The 22,223-nt window shown below is 44.4% G+C and carries 17 protein-coding genes; 8 read left to right on the top strand and 9 right to left on the bottom strand.

Annotation, left to right across the window (positions count from 1 at the left end):
• Positions 1-6: 6 nt before the first annotated feature.
• On the top strand, positions 7-1,533 hold the full coding sequence (locus DK188_RS08065) for a sulfatase family protein (protein ID WP_111670313.1): 1,527 nt from the start codon (positions 7-9) through the stop codon (positions 1,531-1,533).
• On the opposite strand, the gene DK188_RS08060 is transcribed toward DK188_RS08065, so the two are convergent.
• From DK188_RS08060 to rlmD, 3 genes are all read right to left on the bottom strand, one after another.
• A complete protein-coding gene (locus DK188_RS08060; RefSeq protein WP_111670605.1) occupies positions 1,527-3,032 on the bottom strand; it encodes an ATP-binding cassette domain-containing protein in 1,506 nt (501 codons plus the stop codon). The genes DK188_RS08065 and DK188_RS08060 overlap by 7 nt on opposite strands.
• A 164-nt stretch (positions 3,033-3,196) precedes the next feature.
• A complete protein-coding gene (locus DK188_RS08055) occupies positions 3,197-3,574 on the bottom strand; it encodes a hypothetical protein (RefSeq protein ID WP_111670312.1) in 378 nt (125 codons plus the stop codon).
• Positions 3,571-4,977, bottom strand: coding sequence for a 23S rRNA (uracil(1939)-C(5))-methyltransferase RlmD (rlmD, locus tag DK188_RS08050; protein ID WP_111670604.1), 1,407 nt, complete (start codon positions 4,975-4,977; stop codon positions 3,571-3,573). Before rlmD ends, DK188_RS08055 begins: the two co-directional genes overlap by 4 nt.
• Before the next feature lie 134 nt (positions 4,978-5,111).
• On the opposite strand from rlmD, the gene DK188_RS08045 reads away from it, so the two are divergent.
• The 4 genes from DK188_RS08045 to DK188_RS08030 all read left to right on the top strand — a co-directional run bounded on the left by DK188_RS08045 (position 5,112) and on the right by DK188_RS08030 (position 12,086).
• Positions 5,112-5,924, top strand: a complete 813-nt coding sequence (locus tag DK188_RS08045; RefSeq protein WP_111670311.1) for an SDR family oxidoreductase — start codon at positions 5,112-5,114, stop codon at positions 5,922-5,924.
• The gene (locus DK188_RS08040; protein WP_111670310.1) at positions 5,925-9,797 is read left to right on the top strand and encodes an AAA domain-containing protein; all 3,873 of its coding nucleotides are present in this window, start codon (positions 5,925-5,927) and stop codon (positions 9,795-9,797) included.
• 652 nt (positions 9,798-10,449) lie between these two features.
• A complete protein-coding gene (locus tag DK188_RS08035) occupies positions 10,450-10,791 on the top strand; it encodes a helix-turn-helix domain-containing protein (RefSeq protein WP_111670309.1) in 342 nt (113 codons plus the stop codon).
• Positions 10,785-12,086: a type II toxin-antitoxin system HipA family toxin gene (locus DK188_RS08030; protein WP_111670308.1), complete on the top strand. Its 1,302-nt coding sequence runs from the start codon at positions 10,785-10,787 to the stop codon at positions 12,084-12,086. Before DK188_RS08035 ends, DK188_RS08030 begins: the two co-directional genes overlap by 7 nt.
• Here DK188_RS08030 and DK188_RS08025 read toward each other — a convergent pair.
• Both DK188_RS08025 and DK188_RS08020 read right to left on the bottom strand, forming a co-directional pair.
• Positions 12,083-13,429, bottom strand: a complete 1,347-nt coding sequence (locus tag DK188_RS08025; protein WP_111670307.1) for a cell envelope integrity protein TolA — start codon at positions 13,427-13,429, stop codon at positions 12,083-12,085. The two genes, DK188_RS08030 and DK188_RS08025, sit on opposite strands and share 4 nt — an antisense overlap.
• Before the next feature lie 159 nt (positions 13,430-13,588).
• Positions 13,589-14,359 (bottom strand): YdcF family protein, encoded by a 771-nt coding sequence (locus DK188_RS08020; RefSeq protein ID WP_111670306.1) that lies wholly within the window; start codon positions 14,357-14,359, stop codon positions 13,589-13,591.
• A gap of 205 nt (positions 14,360-14,564) precedes the next feature.
• On the opposite strand from DK188_RS08020, the gene DK188_RS08015 reads away from it, so the two are divergent.
• Positions 14,565-14,972 (top strand): nucleotidyltransferase substrate binding protein, encoded by a 408-nt coding sequence (locus tag DK188_RS08015; protein ID WP_111670305.1) that lies wholly within the window; start codon positions 14,565-14,567, stop codon positions 14,970-14,972.
• On the top strand, positions 14,972-15,304 hold the full coding sequence (locus DK188_RS08010) for a nucleotidyltransferase domain-containing protein (protein WP_111670304.1): 333 nt from the start codon (positions 14,972-14,974) through the stop codon (positions 15,302-15,304). Before DK188_RS08015 ends, DK188_RS08010 begins: the two co-directional genes overlap by 1 nt.
• On the opposite strand, the gene DK188_RS08005 is transcribed toward DK188_RS08010, so the two are convergent.
• Positions 15,297-15,605 carry a DUF3784 domain-containing protein gene (locus DK188_RS08005; protein ID WP_111670303.1) on the bottom strand — a complete coding sequence of 103 codons (309 nt, stop codon included), beginning with the start codon at positions 15,603-15,605 and terminating at the stop codon, positions 15,297-15,299. The two genes, DK188_RS08010 and DK188_RS08005, sit on opposite strands and share 8 nt — an antisense overlap.
• A gap of 126 nt (positions 15,606-15,731) precedes the next feature.
• On the opposite strand from DK188_RS08005, the gene DK188_RS08000 reads away from it, so the two are divergent.
• The gene (locus DK188_RS08000) at positions 15,732-18,677 is read left to right on the top strand and encodes an FAD-binding and (Fe-S)-binding domain-containing protein (protein WP_111670302.1); all 2,946 of its coding nucleotides are present in this window, start codon (positions 15,732-15,734) and stop codon (positions 18,675-18,677) included.
• Between the two features lie 137 nt (positions 18,678-18,814).
• Here the strand turns inward: DK188_RS08000 and DK188_RS07995 are convergent, their stop codons facing one another.
• The 3 genes from DK188_RS07995 to priA form a co-directional block, all read right to left on the bottom strand.
• On the bottom strand, positions 18,815-19,228 hold the full coding sequence (locus DK188_RS07995; RefSeq protein ID WP_111670301.1) for a type II toxin-antitoxin system VapC family toxin: 414 nt from the start codon (positions 19,226-19,228) through the stop codon (positions 18,815-18,817).
• Positions 19,212-19,484, bottom strand: coding sequence for a DUF6364 family protein (locus tag DK188_RS07990; RefSeq protein WP_111670300.1), 273 nt, complete (start codon positions 19,482-19,484; stop codon positions 19,212-19,214). The genes DK188_RS07995 and DK188_RS07990 overlap by 17 nt, the downstream gene beginning before the upstream one ends.
• Before the next feature lie 219 nt (positions 19,485-19,703).
• A complete protein-coding gene (gene priA / locus DK188_RS07985) occupies positions 19,704-22,223 on the bottom strand; it encodes a replication restart helicase PriA (protein WP_111670603.1) in 2,520 nt (839 codons plus the stop codon).

Raw genomic sequence — 22,223 nt, 5'->3', positions numbered from 1 at the left:
TGGTTGATGAATCCATCCTTGCTACGCCTATCATTAGTTTCGATTTTCATCCTGTTGCTTTCTGGCTCAGTTGCCTTGGCATGGCAATCGGATGCTCAAAGTGATTTACCCAATGTCATTCTTCTGCTGGGTGACGATCATGGATGGGATGAAACAGGCTACAACGGTCATCCTTATCTCAAAACTCCTGTGCTGGATGAAATGGCAGCTCAGGGCATTCGGATGAATCGGTTTTACTCAGCCTCTCCGGTATGTTCTCCCACTCGGGGGAGCATCCTTACAGGAAGGCATCCAAATCGCTACGGAACCTTCACTCCGGGATTCTCCATTCGACCTGAGGAGGTCAGTATTGCTCAATTGTTGAAAAATGCAGGCTATGCCACTGCCCACTTTGGAAAATGGCACTTGGGGCCAGTCAAAGCCGAATCACCTACCAATCCTGGTGCAATGGGGTTTGAGGAATGGCTTTCACACGATAATTTTTTTGAAATGAATCCCGTGCTTTCTCGAAATGGAGCTAGCCCCGAAGTATTCAAAGGAGAGGGATCAGAGGTTATTGTACGGGAAGCTTTGGCATTTATGGAAAAAGCGAAGGAGGCAGGCAAACCTTTTTTCGTTGTCATTTGGTTTGGCTCGCCACATGAACCCTATAGCGCATTGCCAAAAGACTTGGCCTTGTACGATGATTTACCCCTTGATTTTGCAAATAAGACTGTCCGCTTGACTTCCAATGAGACAGGAGAGCCAGTGGATCGGCTCCAGCGGGGGGTCTTGCGTGAACGCTTTGCTGAAATCACCGCTATGGACCGCACGATCGGCTGGGTTAGGGATTACCTGAAAAGTGAGGATCTCCGAGAAAATACGCTCCTATGGTATTTTGGGGACAACGGAACCCCAAAAGAAGGAAATGCAACTGTTCCCTTTCGGGAAGAAAAGGGCAGTGTCTATGAAGGTGGGATTCGAGTTCCGAGTGTTTTGGAATGGCCTGCTGCGTTCCCAGTGCCTGCAGTGACGGATGTAAATATCGTTTCATCCGATGTCTTTCCAACGCTTTGCGCCATAGTGGGACAGTCCATTCCTTCTAGGCCAGTTGATGGAATCAATCTTTTACCAATCTTCTCGCAAAAGATAGCGCAAAGACCTGAACCGATTAAATTTTGGAATGGAGCTCCCAGGACTCAAAGTGGAATAGTGCCCAAACCCTACATTGCTCCCGAGCTGCAAGAAGGGACTACGCCACTGGCAAAATTGCAGGATGGAATTGCCACGAGGAATTTCAAAAACTTTCATCATCCCGACATCCTGCCGCAGGACTATCGAGGACCTAGGGCGATTCTGGACAATGACTTCAAACTGGTCATCCACGAAAGAAAAGATGGGACGGTTTTCAGGGAGTTATTCCAGGTGAAAATGGATCCTGCGGAAAAGAAAAATCTCATTGCCGATTACCCCAAACTCGCAGAAGACCTCGAAAAATCTTTGCTGGAATGGCAACAATCTGTTTTAAAAAGCTTGATGGGAGAAGATTATTGATTTGGGGACTTTTCAGTTTTTAAAATTCCTAAATCAAGGGTTTTCGATACCTGTTCCGGTATGTCACTGGCATAGTGACTCACAAAGACTATAGCCATTGAGGTGCTTTCGCAGATTTTTTCGATGGTTAATTTAAAAAGTGCACGCTGTAAATCGTCTAGCCCTTGGGAAGCTTCATCCAAAATCAACAGACTTGGTGCTTTAATCAGTGCCCTAGCCAAAAGCGTCCATCGCTGTTGGCCTAGGGAAAGTCTGGAGATCGGCTGGTCTTTGACTTCTTCTAGCTGAAATAACCCAAGCCATTGATCGGCTTTTGACTCTTGGTCAGGAGTGGTTTTTTTGAATAATCCCATCGTATCAAAGAATCCCGAAAGGACCACCTTACGGCAGGTTTGGTTGCTTGGGAAAAATCTGGTCAGCTCAGGTGCCACGAATCCTATCGGGCGCTTTACATCCCAGATGCTTTCACCGCTTCCTCTTTTTCTGCCAAAAAGCACAATATGCTGCGAATAAGCTTGTGGGTTTTCTCCGATAAGTAAGCTGATTAGCGTCGATTTTCCCGATCCGTTTGGTCCTTTCAATAGCCAGCGCTCACCATCTTTAATTTCCCAATTGAGCTGGTTTAGGATCCGTTTATCACCGTATTGAATGGTGACATCACGCAGCTGAACGATCGGCCCTTTGTTTTCCTTATTTTTTGGAAGAAAGGTTTTCAGCAAGTTCCAGTCCCAAGAAGGTGGAGCCAATCCTCCATGGACTTCAGGAAAAAATTCAGATGTCCAAGTATTGCCAATCCCAATAGAATTTAGGTAGGCAAGGTGAGTTATTCCTGCTGGGATTTCCCTGGATGAAGTGGTGATCAGCACGTGGATTTCTTCCCTAATAATCGCCTGGAGAAAATCTCCAAAGGCAGCCCGGCTTTCCTGATCTAATCCTGTCATCGGCTGGTCCATGAGAAAGATTTTAGGCTGACGAAGTAATCCTAAGGCAAGTGCCAATCGCCGTGTTTCTCCATTGGAAAGCTTAAGAATCGATGAGTCCAGGAGCGTATTTAGGCGGAGTAATTCTGCAACCCTTTCCAAACTCCAAGGACCTGGAATCTGGGGGGAATTTTCCTCCAAATATTCACGGACGGTTGCAGCTTGCTCAGATTCTGCACTGTTGAATCGCTGCTGAAAGTAAAAGTTTTGAAGATTGGATTTGTTCCTGAATCGATACTGCTGGGACACATATGCGATCAAGTCCCGGAAGCTATTGACGCTTCCCTGTTCTGTTTTGGTCCGGATATAGTCCTCCGAAAATGGCCTGACTACATGTCCATCGGGTAGGTGAGTCGTACCAAGCAGTGTCTCAAGAAATGCGGTAAGTTCGAGACCGGAGTCTGCTGTGATGGCCCAGTGTTGTCCTTTTTCCCAAGTAAAATTTAACTGCTGAAAAGTGGCTTTGCCGAGATACTGGACGGTAGCTTTTTCTACTTGGATCAGAATATTGGAAGTCAAAGGCTTTAAAGTTCGGGTTGATTTATGAAGGTATAAGATTGGTTTTTTTTTGAATAAAGCAGGATTTTTCTCCAAAATTTTCTTTAAGCTATCCTATTTAAAAAATTGATCTTCAATAAAAAAAGGAGCGATACCTAAATAATCGGTAAAGCTCCTTTTTGTAATCAGTCATTGGGATACGGAATGTACACGAAAGAGGTAAATGCCCCATCCATGACGAAAAGACAACAGAATTCATCTGGATCTTTGTAGGCTTTTTTGAAGTCTTCCAAGGCCTCTTCAGCAATTAAAGTTCGCTGGACAAATTCATCGACGTAGGTGATGAAGTAGTTCCAGTCGAGGTCTTTTTCAGCTTTTCCAATAAAGATCTTTCCGATCGGCTGCATGTCTTTGGAGATGGGGAAAATCGGATATTCCGAAAATCCCCTGGAGCGGATTTGGTATGAAGCCTCTTTGAGGACGTCAGATATTTTCACAAAATCACTGGTGATCGTACCCAAATACTTTCCACTCAGTTCGGGATCATTGAAGTCTGAAATCATTTTTTTAGCGTTAAGCGTACCACATTTTCGACATGATAGGTTTGTGGGAACATATCCACAGGCTGGACCTTTTCGACTTGATATTTCTCACCGAGGAGCGCTAAATCCCGAGCTTGAGTCGCCGGGTTGCAAGAGACGTAGACGATTTTAGGCGCTTCAAGTCTGAGGAGCATTTCCACCACTTTTTCATCCATACCTGCTCTCGGAGGATCGGTGATGATGACATCGGGAGCGGCATGGTTTGCAATGAATTCTTCATTGAGGATATCCTTCATGTCCCCGGCATAGAAGAGCGTATTATTTATTCCGTTTAGTTGGGAATTGAGCTTGGCATCTTCGATTGCGGCTTCGACATATTCCACACCGATGACCTGTTTGGCCTTTTTTGCGACGAAATTGGCGATGGTTCCGGTCCCGGTGTAAAGGTCATAGACCACTTCGTCCCCCTGCAGATCGGCAAAGTCCCGCGCCACCTTGTATAGTTCGTAGGCTTGCTCCAAGTTGGTCTGGTAGAATGATTTGGGTCCGATTCGGAATTTCAATCCTTCCATTTCTTCCTCGATGTAGGGTTGCCCTGAAAAAGTCACCAGCTCCAAATCATTGTAAGTTTCGTTTCCTTTGGTATTGATGACGTAGAGCAGGGAGGAGATTTCAGGAAATTTCCCCTTCAAAAACTCCATCACCAACTGAATTGACTCGGGGTCATTTTCTCCAAACTGCACGATGACCATGGTCTGATTGGTCGTGGTGGTGCGGATGATGAGGTTTCTCAGCAAACCGGCATTGGCCCGGATATCGTAGAAGCTTAGGTTGTTTCCAAGTGCAAAGACTCTCAGTTCGTTTCGAATGGCATTCGAAAGCCCTCCCTGCAGGTAGCAGTGCTCGATGTCGATGATTTTGTCAAACATCTTTGGGATGTGGAACCCAAGAGCATTTCGGTCAAAATCTTCTTCAGATCGAATCTGATCCAGCGTGAGCCACTTTTTATTTGAGAATGTGAAATCAAGTTTGTTGCGGTAGTACTGGGTTTTGGCCGAACCCAAAATGGGCATCACCTCTGGTATCGGAACTTTGGCGATCCGCTGAAACTGATCCACGACTTGCTGCCGCTTGTAGTTCTTTTGTAGATCGTAGTGGATATGCTGCCATTTGCACCCACCGCAGGTGCCAAAATGTGAGCAAAACGGTTCGATTCGGTCTTTGGAATATTCATGGAAATGAATGGCCTCGCCTTCCATGAAGGAGCTTTTCCCTTTGGTGATCCGTACATCGACCACGTCACCGGGTGCGACATTGGCTACAAAAACCACCTTTCCCTCGTGGAGGCCTACACACTTACCTTCGGAAGCGATTCGCTCGATCAGCAGGTTGGTGACGACCTTGTTTTTCATTTTTCGCGACATGGCCGCAAAATTAGGGAAAAAAGGGAAGTCTGCGTCCCAGGATTTAAAATCCTCCAACTTGTATTTTAATAGAAACCCCTTTTTTCCAGTCAATAAGTTTTCAATTTTCTATCTTTACCCTCGAAAATAGACCCATGAAGTTCAAAGATAAAGTTGTGATCGTCACTGGGGCCACTTCGGGAATCGGAGAGGCCTGCGCAGTTACTTTTGGAAAGCAAGGTGCCAAAATCGTCATCACAGGAAGAAATCAATCCAAACTTGACCTGAGTTCAAACCTGCTCAAAAATCAGGGAATTGAAGTTTTAGCCATTTTGGCTGATGCGGCATCTGAAGCCGATAATCAACTGGTGGCGGAGAAGACCATTTCCCACTTTGGTAGAATTGATGTCCTGATCAACAATGCGGGGATTTCCATGCGGGCTCTTTTCCAGGACTTGGATTTGGAGGTTTTTCGAAAGGTAATGGAGACCAACTTCTGGGGCACAGTGAGCTTGACTAAGTTTTGTCTTCCAGCTATTCTTAAATCCCAAGGCTCGATCATCGGCATTTCTTCTATCAATGGTTTCCGCGGCACCCCAGCCCGGACTGCGTATACCGCGAGTAAATATGCCATGAATGGTTTTTTTGAATCTCTTCGTACGGAGGTAATGAAGCAAGGAGTACATATCCTGGTCGTCGCACCCGGATTTACTGCCTCTAATATCCGCAACAATGCCCTGACCGCCGATGGACATACTCAAGGAGAATCTCCACGCGACGAAGGTAAAATGATGACTGCAGAACAGGTCGCAGAGGAAATCCTAAAAGCAACCCTGAAGCGAAAGCGAGACCTCGTTCTCACCACACAAGGCAAACTTGCGGTTTTTTTGAACAAATGGATTCCAGGCTATATGGATGGCCTTGTCTATCGGGAGATGGCCAAAGAGAAAGATTCACCCTTGAAGTAAATGGGCGAATCGGTCTTTCAGAACTATATCAATCGGCTGACTGATCTTTCCTCCAGGAATAGATCGCTTTATTTGCCAAAACTGGATGGAACTGGAAAGATCGATTTGAGGGAATTTGAGTTTTTAAATGGCAAACCGAATTTTGAAATTCTCCAAAGTGTAATCCAAGGGAAAAAGCAAATTCAATTGATTGCCGAGGTAGATCCCCGAATGGGTGAGACCAATCAGCTTTCCAAACAACTGGCACGTTTGGCTTTCAGAGCTCAATTGGCCCAAGAAGAAACAGGGAGCCAAAGCTTGTATCTGGCGTGGCCTTTCGTAGAAGGCAAACTGATCAATGGCCAAGTACTGCGAGCACCGATTTTGCTTGTACCGATTCAGCTGACCCGGGAAAAAGGTTTTTGGTGGATGGGTGTTGAGGATGCATGGCAGTGGAATCCTGCATTTTTACTCGCCTACCGACACGCTTATCACAAAGAAAGTGATGAAGAAAAGCTTCAAGAGGAATTGGAAAGCCTTTCACTTGATCCCCTTGAGTTCCGTATCCAATTGAATCGAATTTTAGAAGAAAACTTCCAAATTCAATTGAGTTCTTCCATTTATGAGGATCAGGTATCACCTTTTCCTTCTTCACAGATTAGCTTGGATCAGGCTCGATTTCAAGACGGGAAAATCAGTCTCAAGACCTATGCAGTTTTGGGGCAATTTGTCCAAAATGGAAATTTCCTCTTCAGGGAATATGAGGAACTAACCGCCTTTCAGGACTCAGACTCGCTGGAGGCTTTGTTTGAGCGGTTTTTTGCATTAGGTGAAAAGGGAGCGATTCCAAGGGAAGAACAGCTTTTCCCCATCTTTCCTCTGGATGCTTCTCAGGAACATGCCCTGCTGGAGGTGCGTCAGGGAAAAAGTCTGGTCGTAGAAGGTCCTCCCGGTACAGGAAAGTCACAATTGATAGCCAATCTGGTTTCGGATTTTATCGCCAGAGGCAAAAAAGTACTTGTGGTTTCACAAAAAAGGGCAGCATTGGACGTGGTTTTTGAGCGGTTGGATAATGCCGGATTTGGGGATTTTTTGGCATTGGTGCATGACTATCGGGCGGATCATCGGACTCTTTTTGAGAAAATCAAAAAGCAAATCGAATCGATCGAGTTCTATCAGGAGCAAAATAGGGGAATTGATTCCATTCAGTTGGAGCGGGAGATTTCCCAAGTTTCTGGTACGATTGCCAGGCTTTCAGGCAAGTTTGAGGAAGTTCGTAAGGCACTTTTTGATGAAAAGCCTGCAGGTATACCCATAAAAGCAATGTACCTCGAGGCAAATTTAAATCGGCTAGCTTACTCGGATGTGGCGCTGCTTCAATTGGATTTCCAAAATGCCAAAAAGTTTGAACAGGATTTGAAGGTTTTCTTTGGTTACAGGAATCGCTTTCAGAAAGAACGCTTCTGGGAAAAGCGAATCTCCTTTTCATCGGTTGAAGCAAAAGATTTTGTGCAAATTTCAGAAGTGCTAGTTCGATTGGAAAATCACTGCAAGCAGCTTCCAAAGTGGTTTTTTGAAAAAAATCCCGGGGGATTTCTCAAGGCGGTCTGGACTCATCCTGAATTTTTAAATCAGGTTCAAAAACTTCAGTTAGCACTAATTCAGCTGCCTAATCCTGAGCAGGATTTTGGTTTTATTTTCCATCCCAAAGAGCAAAAAACACTATCCAAAATCCGCAACTTTCTGGCTGAGGCGGTGGAGATTTCCCGGCATTGGGAATTGGAATTAAGTGCTGATTTAGAAAGCTTGAGCAAGGAATTGGAGGTGCTTATTCCGCTTTCGCAACGCTTTTTGGGAAAGCTGCAGGCCAAATTTTCCAAGTCAAAATTTCCATTGGTTTTTCAAACTTTGGCTAATAATAATTTAGCTTTTGAGGGAAAGAATTTGCTGAAAATCAAACTGGAATGCGAGTCAAAACTCCAGCTGAATGCTCAATCGGAGCGATATCCTATCTCTACGTTTATTAAATCCACAGGCATTTTTACCGAAGATTTGGTGCTGGTAGACCGTTTAATGGCCTGGAAAGAAAGTTGGGACGGGCTACAAGAAATCCATCAGTTGCGGAATTGGCAAAGCCTCTCGTTCCCTGAATTTCGATCCGCATTGAAAGAGCTGAAAGATTGGATGGATGGAATTTCTCTGGACTTGGTTTCCTCCCGAATTTGGTTGGTTGAGGAGCAATTTCTCCAACTTATTCAAAATGGATTGCAAGCTGTTTTTCCAATCAATTCGCTGAATTGGCCTAGCATTTTCACTGAATTGAAGGGATTTGATCAGTTTTTGGATAGCTGGAGATTCAGGGAGCTTGGGCAGCAAGTGGCGCATACCTATCCTGAGTCTGACTTTGAGGAGGTTCAATCTGCGTTTTGGAATGGGTGGAGGCTGACTTGGATTGCTGAGATCGAGCGACAGTACCCGGTGTTGAGTGAAATGGGTTCTTTGACCTTGGAACAAGAGATGGACGAGCTCAAGTGGGCAATCCTTGAAAAGCGCCGAATCGCCAGACACGCAGCCTTGCTCCGATTACGGGAGCAGATTTGTCTCCCTATGGAGTTCAATCGGCTTGGTAATCGCCTGACCTATCGGGAGCTCTTGCATCAGGTGAGTAAAAAGCGGCAGCGCTGGACCGTGCGAAAGTTGGCTGCTGAGTTGGGAACAGAGGTGTTTAGGCTTTTGCCTTGTTGGTTGGCCAGTCCGGAGACTGTTTCTGCCTTGTTTCCGCTGATTCAAACCTTTGATTTGGTGATTTTTGACGAGGCTTCCCAGTGTCCTGTGGAGCGAGGACTGCCGGCAATGCTTCGAGGCAAGCAGGTGGTGGTGGCTGGGGATTCCAAACAGCTCAGGCCGACAGACTTTTATCAGGTGAAGTGGGAATCTGAAGAAGAAGGTGTCGAATATGAAGCTGAGTCACTTTTGGAACTGGCAGGACATTTCTTCGAGAAAATCCAACTCAGAGGACATTACCGTTCTGCTGACCCGGCATTGATTCATTTTTCCAATTCAAGTTTTTACGCGAACAAACTGGAGACCTTGCCAGATTATCGGACAGCAAGGGCCGGAAAGCCTTGTTTTACCTGGCAAAAAATCGAAGGAATCTGGGAAAATCAAATGAACAAAGCTGAAGCAGAGGCTGTGGTAGTTCAAGCGGGAGAGATTCTGGAAAATTGTCCTTCGGATTCTGTGGGGATAGTGACGGGCAATTATTTCCAGATGGAGCTGATTCGTGAAAAACTATGGAAATCAGGTATTCATACGGATAAAATCAAAGTCAGAAATATTGAAAATGTCCAAGGAGACGAGTTTGATCAGGTGATTCTTTCTTTGGGGTATGCTGCTAATAGGGAAGGAAAGTTGATCACCAACTTTGGGCTGCTCGGTAAATCCGGAGCTGAAAACCGGCTGAACGTGGCCATCACAAGAGCCCGAAAGATGATGCATGTGATCAGTTCGGTCAAACCTGAGGATTTCCGTCCCGGTCAGTTGAATAATCCAGGTTTGTCTTTGCTTCGTGAATTTTTGGTATGGGCTAGGCTTCAAAGTGAAGCCAGATCCAGTGGTATCCCCGAGGCAGCGATAGGTGGTTTCGAAATTGATTGGAGTTTGAAAAATCGACTATTGAAAGCTGACCGTCAGTTTTCTGCTCAAATTCCTTCTGCGGTGATGGATTTGGTTTTCACTGATGAAGAAGACCAGCAGATAGCTGTTTTGACGGATGACCAGCGCTTTTTTAGTGCGCCTTCTGCAAAAGCTGCAATGGCCTATCATCCAATTTTGCTTGAGGAGAAGGGATGGAAATGGGAGTGGAAGTGGAGTAGATTTTTATTAGTATTATGATATTAGACATAAGTATCAAGTCATAGCAAGAGACGAGATACAAGAAGCAAGAGGAGAATTTAGTATCTAGTGAGTGTCAAGATTAGAATCACAAGAATTAACTGAAGCTATTGATGTTTAGTAGCAAGTATTCAGACAACCTATTTTGATGTTTTTAAAGAATCATAAGTCAATCATTAAATCAATATTTAATACATAATGAATGATAAATAGTTCATTAAATTTTTTTAATAATGATTATCTGTAATTCTACCAATGGCCAAATTTTATTAAGTTTCACCTCGGCTTGGTTCGGCCAGCTCACCAACCGTCTTTCGGTATCCCGTTAGTTTTGGTTTTTGGGGATGGGAGGAAAATGCCGTGCAGCCGCATTTTCCTCCCATCCTTTAAATAACTTTAAATCCGGTGGCCGAGCCCGGTCAATGAGCTTGTCGAAGTGTCGAGGCCATTTTGATCTACTGTTAGAAAATCGGATAACCAGATTTTTGATTAAAAAAATCAAATCAAGCTTTTCCTAGAAATCTTATTTTTAATCTCTTACTTCTAAATGTCTTGCTTCTTGAATCTTTTTCCCAAGCAAATAAATTTCAATAAAGATTGATTTTTCATTCATTAAATCTTAATTTTGGATTTAATGAATGAATTATAAGTCATGAATATTACTCAATTATCAGATACGGCCATTCTCCAGATGATTGGAGATTTTGTCAAGAAGAAGCGGATGGATCTGAATAAGACCCAGGGAGAGCTTTCTACTGATGCGGGGATTAGCCGATCCACTTTGAGTCTCTTGGAGCGGGGAGAGAAGGTTAATCTCATCACCTTGATTCAGGTGTTGCGGGTCTTGAATGAGCTTCAGGTATTGGAAGTGTTTGAGGTCAGGCAGCAGATTCGGCCATTGGATTACATCAAGCTCCAAAAGAAGTACGAGCGGCAGCGAGTGAGGCATTCTGATATGGCTGCCGAAGATCCTATTCCTCCGCTAGAATGGTAGTAGCAGCTGAAGTTTGGATCTGGAATAGCCTTGCCGGCGCGGTGCTTTGGGATCAAGAGCTGCAATTGGCAAGTTTTGAGTTTGATTCCGGATTTTTGCGTTCGGGATGGGACATTGCACCTGTCACTATGCCACTCAGTCAAGGGAAGAAGCTTCATGCTTTCCCAGACATTCGCCGTGGAAGAAATGATGGATATGATACGTTCAGAGGTCTGCCGGGACTTTTGGCAGATATGCTTCCCGACAAATACGGAAACCAGCTCATCAATGCTTGGCTCGTGCAGAATGGACGCCCAACCGATAGCCTTAATCCTGTAGAGTTACTCTGTTTCATCGGGAAAAGGGGAGTCGGAGCTCTTGAGATTAAACCCTCTTTGCGAAGCGAAGCCCGTACTGCATCCAATTTGGAGATCGACAGTCTGGTGGGGATTGCCAATAAAATTCTGGATTCTAGGGAAGACTTTCACACTGATCTTACCAAAGAGGAAGAAGCTGCGCTGGCAGATATTCTGAAGATTGGAACCTCTGCAGGCGGAGCCCGTGCCAAGGCTGTGATTGCTTACAATCCAGAAACAGGTGAAGTCAAAAGCGGTCAGGTAGAAGCTCCGGCAGGGTTCTCACATTGGCTGATTAAGTTTGACGGAGTGACGGACAGTCAGTTTGGTGCTTCCTTGGGCTATGGCCGGGTAGAGATGGCCTATTATCTCATGGCCTTGGAGGCAGGAATCCAGATGAATGAATCCCGGATTTTAGAAGAAAATGGTCGAGCACACTTCATGACCAAGCGATTTGACCGTACAGACGATGGGGTTAAGATTCACATGCAAAGTCTCTGCGGCTTGCGGCATTTTGATTTCAATCAGGTGGGAGTCTATAGCTACGAGCAGATCTTTGAGACCATGCGGATGTTGCGGCTGACTTACCCGGAAGCCGAGCAGCTATTTATTAGGATGGTATTTAATGTCCTTGCCCGCAACTGTGATGACCATACCAAAAACTTTGCTTTTTTGATGGATCAAAGCGGAAAATGGTCGCTTTCTCCGGCCTTTGATATTTGCTTTGCCTATCGACCTGGAAGTATCTGGGTGAGTTCCCAGTCGCTCCAAGTCAACGGTAAACGGGATCAAATCTCAGAGGCTGATTTTCTGGAAGTGGCCCGAAAGATGAATATCCGGAAGCCGGGAGAAAAAATAGATCAGGTGAAATCTGCCATTCGACGTTGGAGAGAATTTGCAGATGAGGTAAAGGTCGATCCTAAACTCAGAGATTCGATTCAGACTACTCTTTTGGCTTAGTTTCCACAGGGATTGGCCATAATCGGGGTCAATTCTTGATTGTACACATTCATTTTTTTGAGAAAAACCTGTTGGAGGTCAGCTCCATATTGTCGGTCGATTTCAGTGAATTTGTCATAGATTCCTTCAAAGATCACCAAGAGCCTTTTCTGGCAGTCGATGGATTTTTGTTTTGCATCCCGTTCTTTTGAATCCAGCGAATTGCCCAAAAGTGCTTTTTCATCTTTTAGGATGCTTTCTTTGAGCTCCAGTTTTTGAATTTCGACAAACTCATTTCCCTCAAACATCTCCTCTACACTTTTTTTTGCTGATTCCAAGGAGCCCTGTTTTTTGCTGATTTCTTTCGCTTTGCTAATGGTTTTCTCCTCCAATATTTTTCGTTTTTCCAGGATTTGCTTTTTGATTTCTACGATCTCCACATCGATTTGGGCTCTACGTACACTGTTTCCCTCGGGTGATGCTGCGGCCAATCTTTGTCGCGCATCAGCTTCTTGCCTTGCCAAAGCATCTTGTTCTTTTGCCCGTGCGGCATCCATTTTTTCTTCGGATTCTACGATTTTTACTTCAATCTTCTCCTGAAGAGGCGTATACTCCTTCCCTTTGAAGGTGAAATTGACATCTTCGATTTTTTCTAGCCTGCTGACGTAGTCGTCGCTTTCCCACCCGGTGATCAGGTAGGTTTGATTCTCAAAAAAGACATAACCAATCCCAAAAGGACTCAGGATCAGTTTGCGGTTTTCGGGATTCATCTGGAAGTCGGTGTTTTTGGAAAACCAGGCCAGCATGTGTCCACTGGCTTCCAAATTGACTCCCTGAAAGCTTTCGGACGGAAACTGGGACTTGTCTCCTACGTAGGTTTTATTCCCGTCCCGCTCCATGTAATCCTTAAAAAATTCCGGTTCGCTTATTCCTTCCAAATAGTCTGGCAGGTAGGAAAGCATCTCGTAAGTAATCATGGCAATTTTATCTGCAGTCCGCTGTCGGGTAGTGTAGGTGAAAAACTCGCCCGTTTCCAACTCTATCGCAAAGTCCATTTCATTGAAAAGGTCCGATCCCTTTAGCTGTTTGAGCTGCTCGGCCAGATCCTTGTCGATTCCAAACAGACCGTTTTTCGTATTGAGATAGAAATAGGAATTCACCTGCACTTCGGAGGTTTTGGCTGTGAAATAAAACTTCTTATTGAAGTGAAATTCATGATCAAGAGTAAATGGGGATTTGAGAGAAATCTCCTGCAACTGAAATTTATCCTTGTCTTCTTTCTCTTTTAATCCCTGAGGGACTTGGGCCTGAATCAAGTGGATCCCGGTCCAAAAAATCAACAATAGAGAAACTAAATTTTTCATATCATATTGATATCATGTAAGTTATGGATTTGGAAGAACAAAAGAAAAAACATCTACAGTTTTCCAGTGTAATCATTTGGCTTAATCGAAAAAGGGTAGGCAGCCATTCGCCTCAAGGTATTTCCACTAAAGAGATTTAAAATTCATTTCTGATCAAGTTTACATATACCCCACCAAGGTATAAATCGTTATTCCAATCCACTCTTTGACCAATTTATGCCAATAGGAAATTGAATCTGCATCAGGGAATATCAATGCCGGAATATCGTATTTGACCTCATGGGAATAATAATCCACAGGAAAAGTGACTGTTTTCAATCCCACTTTGTCAAAGCATCCCTTTGCCCTTTTCATGTGAAAAGCCGAGGTGACCAATACAAATTCCTGATCGGTGGAGATTCCGTTTTTCTCTAAAAAATCACGGGAGAACTGGGCGTTTTGGGCGGTGTTTTTACTCTGATTCTCAATCAAAATATCCGACTCAGGCATTCCAGTCATCAGTAAAAATCGCTTCAAAACTTCTGCCTCGGTCTGTGGATTGACGGGATTCAGGCCCGTGCCTCCTGTGATCAGGATCTTTTTGATTTTGCCCATGCGGTAGAGTTGGAGGGCATGGGTGATCCGGTCTGCACCTTTGTTGAAAAAGGTGCGGTCATATGCGGTTTTACTCAGATTGGTAACTCCGGTGAGGACAATGCCGATTTCGTGATTTTCTATTTCTTCGAAAGACTTGAAATCAGGTTCCCAAGCCAATAAAGCTAAATTGGAAAGGAAGGGATTGGTGAAAAAGAGTAGAAGTCCGATTCCTGCCCACAGCAACTTTTTACCCCATTTTCTTCTGATAAAAACCGCTCCACTGACAATTAAAATCAGTACAATCGTCAGCGGCATCGCCAAGAAACTCAGAAACTGGGAGAGGTAGAAAAACATTAGGACTTAGGTTTTGGGCAAATAAACGCGGGAAGGGTGGAATTTTCAAACTCAATTTTCAATTATCAAGGGTTTGGCAAACTTGATCATTGATCATTGAGTTTGGTCATTGATAATTGACCTTCCCTAAATAGTGTTGGCCGTTTGGTCATTGATTTTTCTCTCTAAGTAATTGTGGTAAATTGAACAATCAATTCAGGAGTTTATGGAAAAGGATATTCGTTGGATTCAGCGTTTGGATAATTTCCTCAAGGCAGTAAATCTCCTTGTGGAAGTAGAATCAATGGATTTGGACGAACTTTCTCAATTAGAAAAAGAGGGGATTGTCCAGCGATTTGAATATACGTTAGAGTTAGGTTGGAAGACGCTGAAAGATAAAATGGAGTCTGATGGCTTGATTTTGGATCGTATTTCTCCCAAAGTGGTCGTAAAGGAAGCCTTTCAGGCTAAGTACATTGATCAAATTGAGGTTTGGCTGGAAATGATCAATGATCGGAACTTACTAATTCATAGTTATGATCTGGAAACCTTTGAATCGGTTATTCCTGATATCCAGTCTGTTTATACACCTTTGTTAGCCTCACTGGCAAAAAAACTTTCAGAAATTCACTAATGGAAACTTTTGGACTATCTGATAAATCTTTCCAAATCCTTCTCGAGATTTTTAGGAATTACCCAGCCATTTCTGAGGTAAAAGTCTATGGTTCACGTGCCAAAGGAACCTACACCGTGCGCAGTGATTTGGATTTGGTAATTTTTGATGAGATAGATCGAAAAACCTTAGGTGAAATCTGGATGGAGGTTAATTCGAGTGATTTTCCCTTGACAGTCGATCTTCAGGTTTGGAAGGAGATCAATAATGAAAACCTCAAAGAACACATCCAAAGGGTTGGAAAGGTGTTTTATTCAGCTTCTCGGCAGAAAATCAAGGTTGAAATTAGTTGATTCTGTTATTTTTTAAATAATTACCACCAACCACGGCGATCACTGCGCCAACCAAAGTAACGATCAAGGTTGTTTTTGAGCTCAGGGTTGGATTTTCCAACCAAATAGAAAAGGCATAGGCAAGAATGGCGATGATACCCATAGCCGTAAATAAAATGAAGCCGAAAAATGGCAGCCTATTTTTTTCAGCATTTTCTTGCTCTTTTTGAGACAGATTATTGTAGCCTGCAAGAATATTTGGATAAACTCGAACAGTCAGCCCAATTACCAAAAAAATGACTCCAGAAATTATTGCTCCCATGATTCACTAAGTTAGGGTTCTATTTTCAATTGTACTTTTAGGATAGTTGAAAAACTTTGGGGAACAAGTTTTTCATTAAGCTATTATTACCACAATTAATTTATTTCCGATCTGTATTTTTACTCTATGCTTTCAGACCAACCTAACCTAGTACCTCATTTAGAAAAACTGGCCACCCAATTGGAGGGTAGTTTGCAGTTTGACCGACTCACCCGGACCCTGTACGCCACCGATGCATCTGTCTATAGAGAGATGCCCTTGGCAGTCGCTTTTCCTAAGTCCGAATCCGATATCCAAAAACTCATTTACTTTGCTACCGAGCATGGTACGTCCCTGATCCCCCGAACCGCAGGTACTTCACTAGCCGGACAATGTGTGGGAAATGGAATCGTGGTGGACGTTTCCAAGCATTTCACTCAAATCCTGGAATTCAATCCAGAAGAACGCTGGGTTCGGGTACAACCTGGAGTCGTTCGAGATGAGTTGAACCGATACCTTAAGCCTCATGGCTTATTTTTCAGCCCCATCACTTCCACTGCCAATCGGGCGATGATCGGAGGGATGGTTGGGAATAATTCTTCAGGCACGACTTCAATCGTTTATGGCGTCACTCGGGACAAGGTTATTTCCTTGAATACCATTTTAAGTGATGGGAAAAAGGTCATTTTCGGAGAGATTTCGCAGGACGAGTTTGACCGGAAGTGCGGACAAAAAGATCTGGAGGGAACAATCTACCGACAGGTTTTCGACGAGCTCAATAACCCTGAAATCAGAGAAGAAATCCATGCCCAATTCCCCAAAAAGTCCATCCACCGCCGAAATACAGGTTATGCAGTAGATGAATTGCTCAAAGCTGAGCTTTTCGAAGGCAAAGAAAAATTCAACTTCTGTAAGTTGCTGGCAGGTTCGGAGGGGACTTTGGCCTTTACCACCGAAATCAAAATCAGTCTCGATCCACTTCCTGATCCTGTGGAAATCGTGGTAGCGGCACATTTTGAGAGCATCCACGAAAGCATGAAATCCGCCCAAGTCGCTATGAAGCATCCGGCGACTGCAGTAGAACTGATGGATAAAATCATCCTGGACTGCACCAAGGAAAGCATCGAATACTCCAAAAACCGCTACTTCGTTGAGGGTGATCCCAAGGCGATTTTGATGATCGAGTTTCGGGGAAAAACGCTGGAAGAGGCCATGGCCAAAGGGGAGGCACTCGTCGCTGATCTGAAAGCAGGTGGCTATGGTTATGCCTATCCGATCATTGAGCCCGCCCGTGTGGCCTCTGCTTGGGCACTTCGCGCAGCTGGTTTGGGGCTTCTGGGAAATATTCCAGGCGACCCCAAAGCGGTAGCTTGTATTGAAGATACTGCCGTGGATATCGAGGACTTGGCGGATTACATTGATGAGTTGGATGAGATTCTGAAAGGTTTCAACCAAAATCCGGTTCACTATGCCCACGCAGGTGCAGGAGAGATCCACATGCGTCCGATTTTGGACCTGAAAAAGGCCGAGGATGTCGAGGAGTTTTATCAGATTTCTTTGGCTTCGGCCAAGTTGGTGAAGAAATATCAGGGTTCGCTGTCCGGCGAGCATGGAGACGGACGAGTGCGAGCGGCTTTTATTCCATTAATGGTGGGAGAAAAGAACTACGAACTTTTCCGTCGAATCAAATACAACTGGGACCCAAAAAACATCTTCAATCCAGGCAAAATTGTGGATGCTGCGCCAATGAATAAGTTCCTGCGCTATGAGCCTGGAATGGTCACTCCCGAGCACAAGACGGTGTTTGATTATTCTGCTGATGGAGGCATTCTACGCTTGGCGGAGAAATGTAACGGTTCGGGTGATTGTCGCAAGCTACCGGGTTCGGGAGGGACGATGTGTCCGAGCTTTATGGCGACTCGAAATGAGCGAGATACCGTTCGTGGTCGGGCCAATACCCTGCGGGAGTTTTTGACTTTGGATAAGACCGAAAATGCCTTCGACCATACCGAGATCAAAGAAGCGATGGACCTTTGCTTAAGTTGCAAGGGCTGCACAGCAGAGTGTCCTTCGGGCGTGGATATGGCGAGCATGAAGGCGGAATTTCTCTACCAGTATCAAAAAACCAATGGGGTTCCACTTCGCTCCAGGGCTTTTGCCTATATCAATGAACTGAATGAATTAGGAGCTAAGGTGCCCGGAATCGCTAATTTTTTCTTGAGCAATTCGGTGACAGGCGGCCTGATGAAATCCGTATTAAACGTGGCCCCAAGCCGAAATCTACCTGAAATCAGTCCGACCAGTCTGAGAAAGTGGTACAAAAAGAACTATGCATCCCTAGCTGGTCCTGCAAAAACAATCAAGTCGGTGTACTTTTTCGTGGATGAATTCACCAACCATAACGATACGCAAATCGGCATCAAGGCGATTTCTCTTTTGAAAAAACTCGGTTACGAAGTCAAAGTGGTTGATCATGAGGAAAGCGGGCGATCGGCACTTTCTAAGGGATTGTTGAAGAAAGCCAAAAAACATGCAGAAGCAAACGTCCGAACTTTCGAGAAATTGATCGATGGCAATACACCGTTGATTGGTTTGGAGCCATCTGCGATTTTAAGTTTCCGGGATGAATACCCGAGAATTGTTAGCCCTGAATTAGTGCCTGCTGCCAAGAAACTCAAGTTTCACGTCAAGCTGATCGACGAGTTTCTCGGTCAGGAAGTGGCCGCTGGAAATATCAAAGCCGAGTCATTTACCTCCAAATCACAAAAGATCAAGCTACATGGGCATTGCCATCAGAAGGCACTTTCTTCGTTGACTTGGACGCAAAAAATACTTTCGCTTCCCGTCAACTATAGTGTAGAAACGATACCAAGTGGTTGCTGTGGGATGGCTGGTAGCTTTGGCTATGAGGCAGAGCACTTTGACGTTTCACAGCAGATTGGGGAGTTGGTGCTGTTTCCTGCGGTGAGAAAAGCAGAAGCGGATACATTCATCGCTGCGCCGGGTACTTCTTGCCGTCATCAAATTGCCGATGGAACGGGTCGGAAAGCGAAGCATCCGGTGGAGATTCTTTGGGAGGCATTAAACATTTGATGTTTTAAAAACCTCGAGGGTTTCAATTGGTATTTTGCTTAGAAATACCGTTGAAATACAATAGAAAAACAGCCTTCGGCTGAAATAGATGACACTAGATTATGTTATCCTGCTTCTCTAGAAGCAGGATTTTTTTTCTAAAGCCTTTCCAAAAGCTGAATGGGTGTCAAAATTGGAAGTTGAGGCTTGGAGTGCCTTAAAAATTTCTGATCATTTGTTACAATTCCTTCCATTTCAGAATTGATTGCAATAAAACAGTGAATAGCATCTTCGATGTCGTCAAAATCAGATTCTACCGCGCTAAGCACCTCATATTTCGATCCTTCCAAAAAGTCAAATCTTTTAGCAATTACTCCTGCAATCTGTTTGGTCACTTCCAAACCTTTTGCAAGCTCGAGGTAGTAACAGCAAGTTTGGAGCACTGAAATCGAGATAAAACCCTGAATCTTTCTTTCTTCAAGTTTTAGGAAAAATTCATTCAATTGATCTTGGTCTGGGCTTCTTTCCAGAAAAAAATCAAGAATCACATTCACGTCAAAGAAGATCTTCATAGCCCCATTTTTTGGCCTTTGCTCGATAGTACTCTTCTTTCCAGTCCATTCCCTCTGGAAATTCGATCTTTGATTTTGGTAGTGACTTCATGTATTCAACCAAATTCATTCCATTTGGGAGACTTGGTCTTGGCTTAATCAAAGTTTCAAAATGCTCCTGAACCAAATCCGACACGCTTCGGTCTTTGGACTCGGCGTAAGCTTTGATTTTTTCCAGCAGATTTTCCTCGATGGTGATGTTGAGTTTCTTTTTCATAGAATACGTATGAATACTCTAATGTACGTATAAATAATTGAAAATGATATCGTCCTAAAAACCAGAAATACAATAGAAATACAGCTTTTGGCTAAAATAGATGGCCCTTGATTTTGTTATCTGCTTCTCCAGCAGCAGGTTTTTTTGTCACTACTCAAGGTTTGTAGCCTTGTAAATCTGGACAAATCAAAAAATTAGTCAATTCAACAATAGACCATCCTACGAGGGATCCACATCTACGATCCATCGCACTGAACGGAACTCAGGCCGGGACTGAAGCTCTTCCAGGATTTTGGCAAGGCTGTCTTTGAAGACACTTTGGGTATTCCCGCTTCGATCCAGTTTGATCAAGCTTTCAAACTGATATTGATTCTTGATTCGGGCAATGATTCCTTTCTCAGGGCCTAGCACAATCTTTTTCACCGCAATAGTTGCCATCTCTCGATGTAGCGCATGGGCGGCTTTTTCGGAGACTTTGAAGTCAGAATGCCTTGTCGTGATTTTCACAAGCTTGACATAAGGAGGATAGTAGAACTTCTTCCGGTCCATCATTTCCTGACGGAAAAACTCAAAGTAATCTCCCTTAATCACTTTTTCATACAAGTCATTATCGGGATTTCGGCTTTGAATGATCACCTGACCTTGGACTTCTCTTCGCCCTGCACGACCTGCTACTTGGGTGATTTGCTGATAAGCGCGCTCTCCAGATCGGAAATCCGGAAAATTCAAAATCCGGTCTCCATCCCAAATGCCGACGACAGTCACTTTTCCAAAATCCAAGCCTTTGGTAATCATTTGCGTGCCAACCAAAATATCAATCTGCCCGGCTCCAAACTCATCCAAAAGTCGCTGATAGCCATACTTGTTTCGAGTGGTATCGAGGTCCATTCTGCCCATTCGGGCTTCTGGGAAAAGTAGACTCAGCGATTCTTCGATTCGCTCTGTACCCATTCCCATGGTCGTCAATTGCGTACTACCACAAGCAGGGCAGGACTGAGGCACTTTTTCCTTGTAGCCACAGTAATGGCAGCGCATTTCTTCTGCAAACTGATGGTACGTCAAACTCACATCGCATTGCACGCATTGTCCCGTCCATCCGCAGTCCTCACACTGGATGTAAGGGGAGTAGCCGCGCCGATTTTGGAAGATCAAAACCTGCTCCTGATTGTCCAAAGCCGCTTGGATTTTCTCCCGCATCATTCGAGTGGAATCCAGTTTAAGTAGATTCTTCTTGCGATCGGCAGCTAGGTCTGCAAGGTGATACTGCGGCATCCTGGCATCTCCAAAGCGATGGGTGATTTCCACATAGCCATATTTACCCTGATTGGCATTGAAATAGGATTCGAAGGACGGAGTAGCTGAACCTAAAAGGGTCTTGGCCTGATGGAAATAGGCGAGCATTGTCGCAGCATCGCGGGCATGAAATCTCGGCGCAGGATCAAATTGCTTGTAACTGGGTTCGTGCTCCTCATCGATGATAATCATCCCCAGACTGTCGAAAGGCAGGAAAATCGAAGAACGTACGCCAACTACAAAAGAAAATCTCCCGCTCAATACGCCATTCCAAACTTCCACACGCTCATTGTCCGAGTATTTGGAATGGTAGACGCCCATCTGGGAGCCAAAGACTTTTTTCAATCGGCTGACGATCTGTGTGGTGAGTGCGATTTCGGGTAATAGCAAAAGCACCTGAGAACCGCTATCCATCACTTCCCGGATGAGTTGGATGTAGATTTCGGTCTTTCCGCTTCCCGTCACACCATGCAATAAAACCGTCTGTTTGCTCTCAAAATGGGTTTTGATCTCTTCAAAAGCTGCTTGTTGGGAAATTGAAAGTACTGCAGGTTCTTTTTCAGGTTCTTCCTCAGGAAGTCGGTTTACTACAACTTTGAAAGACTCAAAAATTCCGTTTTTGATCAATGTCTTGAGCGAACTTTCGGAATCGCCTTCTTCCAATAGTGTGGCTTTGTCGACTCCTTTCTCATTCAGCTGTGGTTTTTGGAAAACGGGTATATCTCGAAGGTATTTCAGTAGGATAGATTCCTGCTTGGGTTTGCCCTGAACACCCTCAAAGACTGCTTCCAAAGCTGCCTTACTCGAAACAATATCTGCAGTCAGTCGAATTCTGGTTTCAACTTTCGGGGTATACTTTTCCTGAACTTTCTCAAAAACCAGGATTGCTTCCTTGGCAACAAGACTTTTCAGAATCGGGTGAATCGTCTTAACGCCAAGGATTTTTTCGCAGTCTTCGTAGCTGATTTCTTCGGTTTTCTCCAGAGCTTCCAAGATCTTTTCCTCCCTAAAATCCAAGGGAAATTTGCTTTGCTCCCGGTCAAAATTCGGGTTGAGCTGAATTTTACTTTCGCTGGAAAGCCGAAGGCCTGAGGGAACCGCTGCATGCATCACTTCACCGATATGGCAGCAATAGTATTCAGCCATCCAAACCCAAAAGCGGATTTGGAGCGGATTCACACTGGGCTCGATATCCAACACCTCCAAAATTGGCTTCGATTCATAAGCCTGAGGTGGCTTGTTGTGCACCTTACCGATGATGCCCGTCAGCACTTTTTTCTTGCCAAACTGCACCATCACCCGAGAACCGATCTGGATCTGTGATTTCAGATTAGAAGGGATTTTGTAGGTGAACATCCTCGGGATGGGGACAGGCAGGATGATATCGGCGAAGTTATACCCGCTTTCTTTTCCTAAAAATTCTTGATCTCCAAATAGGCTTTCCAC

The organism is Algoriphagus litoralis (genome assembly GCF_003259255.1).
GTDB classification, from domain to species: domain Bacteria; phylum Bacteroidota; class Bacteroidia; order Cytophagales; family Cyclobacteriaceae; genus Algoriphagus; species Algoriphagus litoralis.
This window is presented reverse-complemented; position numbering and strand designations above follow the sequence as displayed.